This window comes from Mycobacterium sp. (assembly GCF_035653355.1).
Classification (GTDB): domain Bacteria; phylum Actinomycetota; class Actinomycetes; order Mycobacteriales; family Mycobacteriaceae; genus Mycobacterium.
The window spans coordinates 1-8421 of record NZ_DASRBZ010000407.1; the positions used below are offsets into that span (position 1 = coordinate 1).

An 8421-nucleotide genomic window follows, 5' to 3' on the forward strand; every position below is an offset into this window, starting at 1 on the left:
TCCGGAAAACCTGGCCTATGTGATCTATACGTCAGGTTCTACGGGGAGACCGAAAGGAGTCTTGGTTGAGCATCGGAACGTCGTAAGGCTGTTTAGGGCGACGGAGGAATTCTTCCGCTTCGACAAAAATGATGTATGGACGCTGTTTCACTCGTTTGCCTTCGACTTCTCGGTCTGGGAAATCTGGGGCGCGCTGTTGCACGGCGGGCGGTTGCTGGTGGTACCCGAGTCGGTGGCGGCCTCACCGGAAGACGTCCACGACTTACTGGTTGCCGAACACGTCGACGTCTTGAACCAGACACCGTCGGCGCTGGCGGTCCTCTCGCCGCAGGGGCTGGAGTCGACGGCGTTGCTGGTGGGTGGTGAGGCCTGCTCGGCCGAGCTCGTGGACCGCTGGGCGCCCGGGCGGGTGATGATCAACGCCTACGGTCCCACCGAGGCGACCGTGTGGGTAGCGATGAGCGCACCGCTGACGGCCCGGTCGGGTGCGCCGATCGGCTCGCCGCTGTCGGGCGCAGCGTTGTTCGTGCTCGATGAGTGGTTGCGGCCAGTGCCGGCCGGGGTGATCGGTGAGTTGTACGTCGCCGGTTCCGGTGTGGGCGTTGGGTATTGGCATCGATCCGGGTTGACCGCGTCGCGGTTCGTGGCGTGCCCATTCGGAGGGACCGGCGCCCGGATGTATCGCACCGGGGACCTGGTGTCGTGGGGCACCGACGGACAGCTGCACTACGTCGCACGCGTCGACGAGCAGGTCAAGATCCGCGGCTACCGCATCGAACTCGGCGACATCGAGGCGGCGCTTGCCGAGCTGGACGGGGTGGAGCACGCGGTGGTGCTTGCTCGCGAAGACCGCCCGGGCGACAAACGCCTCGTCGGCTATGTCACCGGCAGCGCCGACCCGGCCGAGGCTCGCGCCGCGCTGGCCGACCGGCTGCCGCCGTACATGATCCCGGCCACGGTGGTGGCCTTACCGGCACTGCCGCTGACCCCCAACGGCAAACTCGACAAACGGGCCCTGCCCGCACCGGAATACCGGGATGTCAACCGGTACCGCGCCCCGGCCACCCCCACTGAGCGGATTCTGGCCGAGATCTACGCCCAGGTCCTCGGCGTCGAGCGCGTCGGAGTCGACGACTCATTCTTCGATCTGGGCGGCGATTCGCTGTCGGCGATGCGCCTGATCGCCGCGATCAACAGAGCCCTCGATACCCATCTCGCGGTGCGCACGGTGTTCCAAGCGCCGTCCGTGAGAGGGCTGAGCCAGCAGTTGGCCAGGCACGATAGCGCGGCCGAAGTGGTTCCTGTCGAGGTGCTCAAGGAAGGCACGGGCGTTCCGCTGTGCTGCATTCACGAAGGTACCGGGATCAGCTACCCCTATCGCGGTCTGGCCGATTATCTGGAGTGCCCGATCATCGGCATCAACCAGATCTCGCATAACGGCGAAGCGAAACCACGATCGATTCGCGACATGGCGAAGAACTATGCGGATCGGCTGCAAGCCCTGTATCCGGCTGGGCCGTACCGGATTCTCGGCTGGTCGTTCGGCGGCGTCGTCGCGCACGAGCTGGCCATCGAGCTTCGCCGCCGGGGACACGTAGTCCAACGACTGATCATGCTCGACCCGGTGCACACCGCCAACGGCTCACCGGCAGAACAAACTTCAGAAAAACACCAAATCGAGAGTCACATCCTCGAGCGCTTCTTGGAAATGAGCGGTATCGCCATTCCCGAACAGTTGGAGCCTCTCACCTATGAGCAGGCAGAAGACCTCGTCCACCAACACCGCGAAGCGGTGGAGCTTGTCCTTCCGCCCCGAGAGCTGTTCGAGCACATGGTCCACAGCGCGCATGCCAACCAGTTCTATCTCTCCGAACACGTGCCCGACGTCTTCGACGGTGACGTGGTCATATTCTCTGCTGCGCAAAGCGAGAACGGCTCATCCCACGTCCACAAGTGGCGGCCTTACGTTGCCGGCGACATCACCGCCTACTCGGTGGACTGCACACACAATGACATGATGAGCAGCGGATGCCTTAGTACCTACGGCGACCAACTCAAGCTGTCAGTAGAAGCCTCAGGCCGCGGGTAAAGCGCCAACGGCGAGCAGAAGCGAGGCCGCCGTGTCCTACACGGTCCGAGCCAGCCGGTCGGCGAGCAGTCCGGCGAACTTTGCCGGGTCGTCGGGTACATCGCCTTCCGCCAGAACCGCGGTGCCGTACACCAATTCGGCGGTTTCAGCCAATGACGGATCGGCGCCGCGGTCGTTGTATGCCTGCTGCAGGCCTGTGACGAGCGGATGCTTCGGGTTGATTTCCATGATCCGCTTGCTGACTGGGACCGGTTGCCCCGACGCGCGGTACATACGCGCAAGCGCCGGGGTGATGCCGAAGGTCGGGGTGATCAGACAGGCCGGTGACTCAGTCAGGCGCTTCGACAACCGAACTTGCGAGACATGAGCACTCAATGTCTCGGTCAACCATGTCAGCAGGCCGGCGAAGTCCTTTTCCTGCTGCTCGCGTTCGGCTTCGCTCTTTTCATCCTCGGACTCGAGGTCGATCTCACCCCTGGCCACCGACTGCAGCGGTTTGCCGTCGAACTCGGCCACCGATCCCACCCAGATCTCGTCGACGGGATCAGTGAGCAGCAGCACCTCGTAGCCTTTGGCTTTGAACGCCTCGAGATGGGGCGACTTCAGCAGTTGCTCCCGCGATGGGCCGGTGGCGTAGAAAATCTGCTCCTGACCGTCCTTCATGCGCTCGACGTACTCAGGCAGGGTAGTTGGCTCCTCGTCGCTGTGCGTCGAGGCGAACGAGCAGAGACGTAACAGGGTGTCCTGATTTTCGAGGTCCGACATCAGGCCCTCTTTGAGGACCCTGCCGAACTGCGTCCAAAACGTGCGGTAGTCGTCCGGGCGCTCGGACTGCATGTCCTTGATTGCCGAGAGCACCTTTTTCGTCAGCCGTCGACGGATCGCCGCGATGTGCCGATCCTGCTGCAACATCTCGCGGGAGACGTTCAGGGACAAGTCTTCTGCGTCCACGACTCCCTTGACGAAGCGCAGGTAGTGCGGCATGAGCTGGTCGCAGTCGCCCATGACGAACACCCGCTTGACATACAGCTGCACCCCCACCTTGGCGTCCCGGTTGTACAGGTCGAACGGGGCGAGCGACGGAATGAATAGCAGGGCCTGGTACTCGAACGTGCCTTCGGCTTTCATCGGGATGACCTCTAGCGGGTCGTCCCAGGCGTGGCCGATGTGCTTGTAAAACTCCTTGTACTCCTCCTCGGAGACTTCGTCTTTGGACTTGGCCCACAGCGCCTTCATCGAGTTGAGGGTCTGGGTCTCGATGGTGACTTGCTCTTCACCGCCCTGCGCCTCACCTTCTTTCGAGGCCGGGGTACGTCGCTCGACCTCCATCCGGATGGGCCAGGCGATGAAGTCGGAGTACTTCTTGACCAGCTCGCGGATCTTCCACTCCGCGGTGTAGTCGTGCAGCCCGTCCTCGGCGTCTTCCGGCTTGAGGTGCAGCGTCACCGATGTTCCCTGCGGGGCGCCGTCGACGGATTCGATGGTGTACGTCCCGTCACCGCTGGACACCCACCGGGTGGCGTCGCTTTCGCCTGCTTTGCGCGTCAGCAGCTCGACCTTGTCGGCCACCATGAACGTGGAGTAGAAACCGATACCGAATTGGCCGATCAGTTCCTCCGAGGCGGCTGCGTTCTTGGCTTCACGCAGCCTCTGCCGCAGCTCGGCGGTGCCCGACTTGGCCAGAGTGCCGATGAGGTCCACCACCTCGTCGCGCGTCATGCCGATGCCGTTGTCGCGGACAGTCAGGATGCGTGCGTCCTTGTCCGTCTCGATCTCGATGTGCAGGTCGGCGGTGTCAACATCCAGCTCTTTGTTGCGCAGCGATTCCAGCCGCAGCTTGTCCAGCGCATCAGATGCGTTCGAGATCAGCTCTCGTAAAAAGGAGTCCTTGTTGGAGTAAACCGAGTGGACCAGCAAATCCAACAGTTGGCGAGCCTCCGCCTGGAACTCCAACTGCTCGACATGGGCGTCCATGCGATTCCCTTCGATAACACAACCTTCGACTACGGCTACTCAAAAAGATAGCACCGGGCACATCGACCACCACGGGCCGCCAGCAACTTTATGCGCGGCCGCAGATCAGCTACTGCCCAGGCCGGTGGCCAGGAGCCAGATCCCGCCTACTGTGCACATGGCCACAATGATCTTCCGACGGTGAGCCCGCGCCCAGTCGTGCAGCCGTTCCACTAGCGCTTGAGTTTTCGCCGGCCGGGCCAGATAGCTGGCAAGCGTGATCTCGACAACGACAAGCACCCCGATAACAAATGCGATCGCGGAGCTGATCTGCGTGCCGATCGCGGTTCCCGTGGCCACGATGAGAGCGACTACGTAGAGCATTTCGTCGGCTCCCGGCCCCCCGAACAGGAAGCCGATCACCCATGAGACCCACAAAGATCCGTTTTCCCACGCATTGCGGATGCGGCCGAGCAGTCGCCGGATGGCAGATCCGCCCTCGGTCGGCTCGTCATGCGCGGGCCGCAGCAGCCGCGCGATCGGCGTCGGTGTATTCGACTCCGACACCAGGGTCGACGTTGTGCCGCCAGACGTCACCAGCGGCGCTCGCTGACGCCGGCGCATCAGCGAACGCACTGTTGTCACCACCGCGACCGTTAGCACGACCACACCCAAGCCGACCTGAATATGCCGCATCACGGAACTCGCGCCCGTTCCCGGCGTGGCCACATCATGCACGACAGTTCTGAATCGTGGTGTGACGTGCAGTACCAGCAGTGGGACCACCAGGCACGGAATGCTCACCATCAAACCGCCGAACCCGTAAGCGAGCAGATTCTGCACGGGCCGCGGTCGAGAGATCACGAGGAGTGTGAGACCGACGCGTATCGGATTGATCCCTGTGAAAAGCCCCAACCCCAGCATCAGCACGGTGCTCCCCACGGTCGGAACCCTACCGGTTGCCTGTGGCCTGTTGGCTTCTTTTCAAGCTTCCCTGGCTGTTTCGAACCAGCTGGCACACGGCTAAATTATTCGCGCTTGCGCTGGGCCACCCAGCCTGCGGCGCCGTCCGCACGCATCAAGAATGGTCCCGGGCGCTTGGCGATGGCCATCGGCCGCCGTTGGCATGCCTCGTGCAACACGAACAGAGGTCGGCGTGGCGTCTCGGCCGCCACCTGCTTTGTCCGCCAGCCCGGACTCCGAGCTCCGGTAACTAGTCGGCGAGTTCAGCGCGAAGGCCAAAGTTGGTCATCACGATGTCTCTGTCAACGCTTTCAGAACTAGTCACGGGGGCGCTCTGCGCGTCTTGCCATATCACGACGAGGTCTGAAGAATCCGGGCCGAATCCTATCTCCGCAGGATCGTAGGGAATTGATTCAGCATAAATCCTGCTTAGTGTAGAAGATCTGTCGAATATTTTGCCCCACACTGGATTGATGTAGACAATCCAAATGCTGCTATCCCTCGTTCGGAGAGCGGTCTCAATGCTCGCCAAGAGCTTGGTAATCAGCTCTTCGCCAAAAGGGTTGTACAGAAAGATGACAAGATCACCCTCAGGAAGTTCGTAATCGAGAGCATCCCCGTTGACAACAGTTATCCGCGGACGCTGCGGCCACTTCTGAGCGATTACACGAGCATTCTCTTGAGCAACTTGTGCCAGCTCTGGCGTTATCTCCACACCTATGACCGCTCGAAACGGAAATTCGGAGGCCACCACTAAAGCGCGCCCTTTACCGCAACCCAGATCCACGAAAGTTGCGTCATTGTGAAGTGGGAGAACGCTCAACGCTCGACGAATGATACTCGGCTGTACGCCAAGGTAGCCGACGTAAGCGGTTGTCTTCTTAAGAGAATATCCCAGCCGTAGGACGGATCCAGGCAAGGCTCCGCTGGTTCGTACTCCGTACTGATTGTCAAATGGATGCACGGGGACTAAACGCATCAACCTTTTATCGTAGTATCCGAAAAGCATCCGACGGATCGGCTCAAAACGAGCGGCGAGCTCGATGCAACGAAAAACCAATCGGGCCGATCGCGGTAAACTACTGGTCTGCATATAACCGCCTCACCTCATACTCGCTCGGTTATGATCTTACGCACAAAAGGAGGCCCTTCAGCAGGCTAACGGAGGAAGCTACGGGTTCAAACAACTTACGCGCCCCATAAGAACGTGACATTGGGCATGAGCATAATAAGGGTTCGGCGATCTTGGCACACAACGTTTACACAGAAACCATAGCGTCGGGACTGGCATCGGGTTATCGTTCGTGATGTGCTCGCCGAGGGGGGCTTTTGAAGTGGCGCAAAGTCCATCGTCTGCCAGAAGTTTCTCATCGAGTTTGGCGGCCGCATTCAAATGATCTACAAGCGGGCCCACGCGTCCAGCGCCAACGTACAACCGGTCGGCGGCAACATCACCGACGCTGGCGATGCCGTCGCTTCAGCTGGGCTTGAGGCAGTGGGTTAATCGTGGCATCACCAGAGCCGGGACGGAACGGTACGGCTAATGAGCTTGTCCGAGCGCTCGGTGGCCGCTCGAACGCCAAGGCCCGTTCGGTCACCTCGCGACCAGGCTCGGGCTTGCTGCCACTGTCGATTTCGCAGACTCGGCTCTGGTATCTCAGCCAACTTGCACCAAACTCACCGGCATACAACGAGCTGATCACAATCAGCAAGGCGGGACCGCTTGACGTGGACGCGCTGCGCCATGCGCTCAGCGAAGTGGTCGCAAGACATGAAGCGTTGCGCACCACGTTCAAAACCGTTGACGGTGTGCCTCATCAATTTGTCCGAGAGCCAGCGGAAGTCGAGCTACCCGTCACCGATTTGTCCAACCTAGGGCCCCAGGAGGCTATGCAGCGAGCGACCGAGATCGCCGCCGCCGATGCGCTGCGTCCCTACGATCTTGCCGAAGGGCCGTTGGTTCGTCCGCGGCTGATCCGCATCAATGAGCGCAACCACCGGCTCTACTTGGGACTACACCAGCTCGTTTTCGACGGGCCAACGTTGCAGCGCGTGGTGCTCGCAGAGCTGACAGCTCTGTACAACAGCTACGCCAGCGGCCGGCCGTCGTCGCTGCCCGACCCGCAGGCACAGTACGCCGACTACACGACGTGGGAGCTCAATTGGGTCGACAAGCCTCAGGTCGTCAACCGCATTGCCAACTGGCGCAAGCGGATGGCTGCCAGCATGCCCATCCAGCTGCCGCTCGATCACCCGCGACCGATCCATCAGACCTTTGCCGGCGGAACGATCCCGCTGACAATTGAACGAACCACCGTTGAAGGGCTGCGCGGCGCGGCTCGGGCCGCGGGCGGCACGCTATTCGATGCACTTGCTGCCGCATACGCGTGGTGGCTACATCTTTACGCCGACTCTACCGAGGTCGTATTCGGCAGCATGCATGATCTGCGGGAGCGCGAAGACCTGCGAGCGGTCGCCGGCCACTGCGTCACCCCGGTGGTCCTGCGATGTGAGGTGTCGGGCGACGAGAGCTTCACCGCCCTGGTCGGCCGAATTCGTCGTGTTGTCGCCGAAGCGTTCAGCGAGGCGGTGCCGTTCGATGCCTTGGTCGCCAGCCTGGAGGTGCCACGAGATCGGCGCAGCAATCCGCTTTTTCAAACCGCGTTGCTATTTCAGCCGCCCACGTCCGCGGCGGACGGATGGTCACTGCAGGTGATGGACCCCGATCTTCGCGACGCCGTGGGATCGGCACAGTTCGACATCATTATTGAACTGGACGAGCGGCCCGAGGGACACCTCGCGGGTGGGCTGGTCTTCAGCGCGGATTTGTTCGACCGCCAGACAGCACGCGAAATGGCGTTGAACTGGCGCCGCTTGCTTGACACCGTTACCGCGGCGCCCGAAATACCGATGTCCGATCATGATCTGGTCACGCCCGACGAGCGTCGCCGTCAGCTCAGTTGGAATCGTGCCGCCGAGCACGGTATTTCGTCGCAATGCGTGCACCACATCATCAGCTCGCAGGTCGAACGCACACCCGACGCGGTAGCGGTACAGGTCGGCGACACGAGGTTGACGTATCGGCAACTGGACGACCGCGCGGCGGGCATCGCTTTGCGATTGGCGCAGGAGGGTGCCGGGCCCGGGACTGTGGTGGCCGTGCTCCTGGACCGCACACCTGATCTGGTCGCGGCCATTCTGGGAGTTCTCAAATCCGGCGCAGCGTGCGTGCCCCTGGATCCCCGTCAGCCCGCGGCCCGGAACACCTTCTGCATCAAGGACGCCGGCGCGAACATCGTTCTCACCGACGATCAGCTGCCGGCCGCCGATGACCTGGTTACGGCAACCACAATCAAGCTCGGCGATCTAGGGCCGCACCCAGGTCGCCAGCTTGCCGAGCCACGCACCGTGTCTTG

At 61.7% G+C, this 8421-nt stretch carries 5 protein-coding genes; 2 read left to right on the forward strand and 3 right to left on the reverse strand.

Annotated features, from left to right (window positions below; translation table 11 throughout):
* On the forward strand, positions 1 to 2089 hold a 2089-nt coding region (locus tag VFA16_RS13975; protein ID WP_324968392.1), incomplete at its 5' end, for an amino acid adenylation domain-containing protein.
* 36 nt (positions 2090 to 2125) lie between these two features.
* Here VFA16_RS13975 and htpG read toward each other — a convergent pair.
* The 3 genes from htpG to VFA16_RS13990 all read right to left on the reverse strand — a co-directional run bounded on the left by htpG (position 2126) and on the right by VFA16_RS13990 (position 6098).
* A complete protein-coding gene (gene htpG / locus VFA16_RS13980) occupies positions 2126 to 4063 on the reverse strand; it encodes a molecular chaperone HtpG (RefSeq protein ID WP_324968393.1) in 1938 nt (645 codons plus the stop codon).
* A 105-nt stretch (positions 4064 to 4168) separates the two neighbouring features.
* Positions 4169 to 4984, reverse strand: coding sequence for a GAP family protein (locus tag VFA16_RS13985; RefSeq protein WP_324968394.1), 816 nt, complete (start codon positions 4982 to 4984; stop codon positions 4169 to 4171).
* A gap of 271 nt (positions 4985 to 5255) precedes the next feature.
* Positions 5256 to 6098, reverse strand: a complete 843-nt coding sequence (locus tag VFA16_RS13990) for a class I SAM-dependent methyltransferase (protein ID WP_324968395.1) — start codon at positions 6096 to 6098, stop codon at positions 5256 to 5258.
* A gap of 524 nt (positions 6099 to 6622) precedes the next feature.
* On the opposite strand from VFA16_RS13990, the gene VFA16_RS13995 reads away from it, so the two are divergent.
* Positions 6623 to 8421 (forward strand): condensation domain-containing protein (locus tag VFA16_RS13995; RefSeq protein WP_324968396.1); only part of this gene is annotated, 1799 nt, incomplete at its 3' end.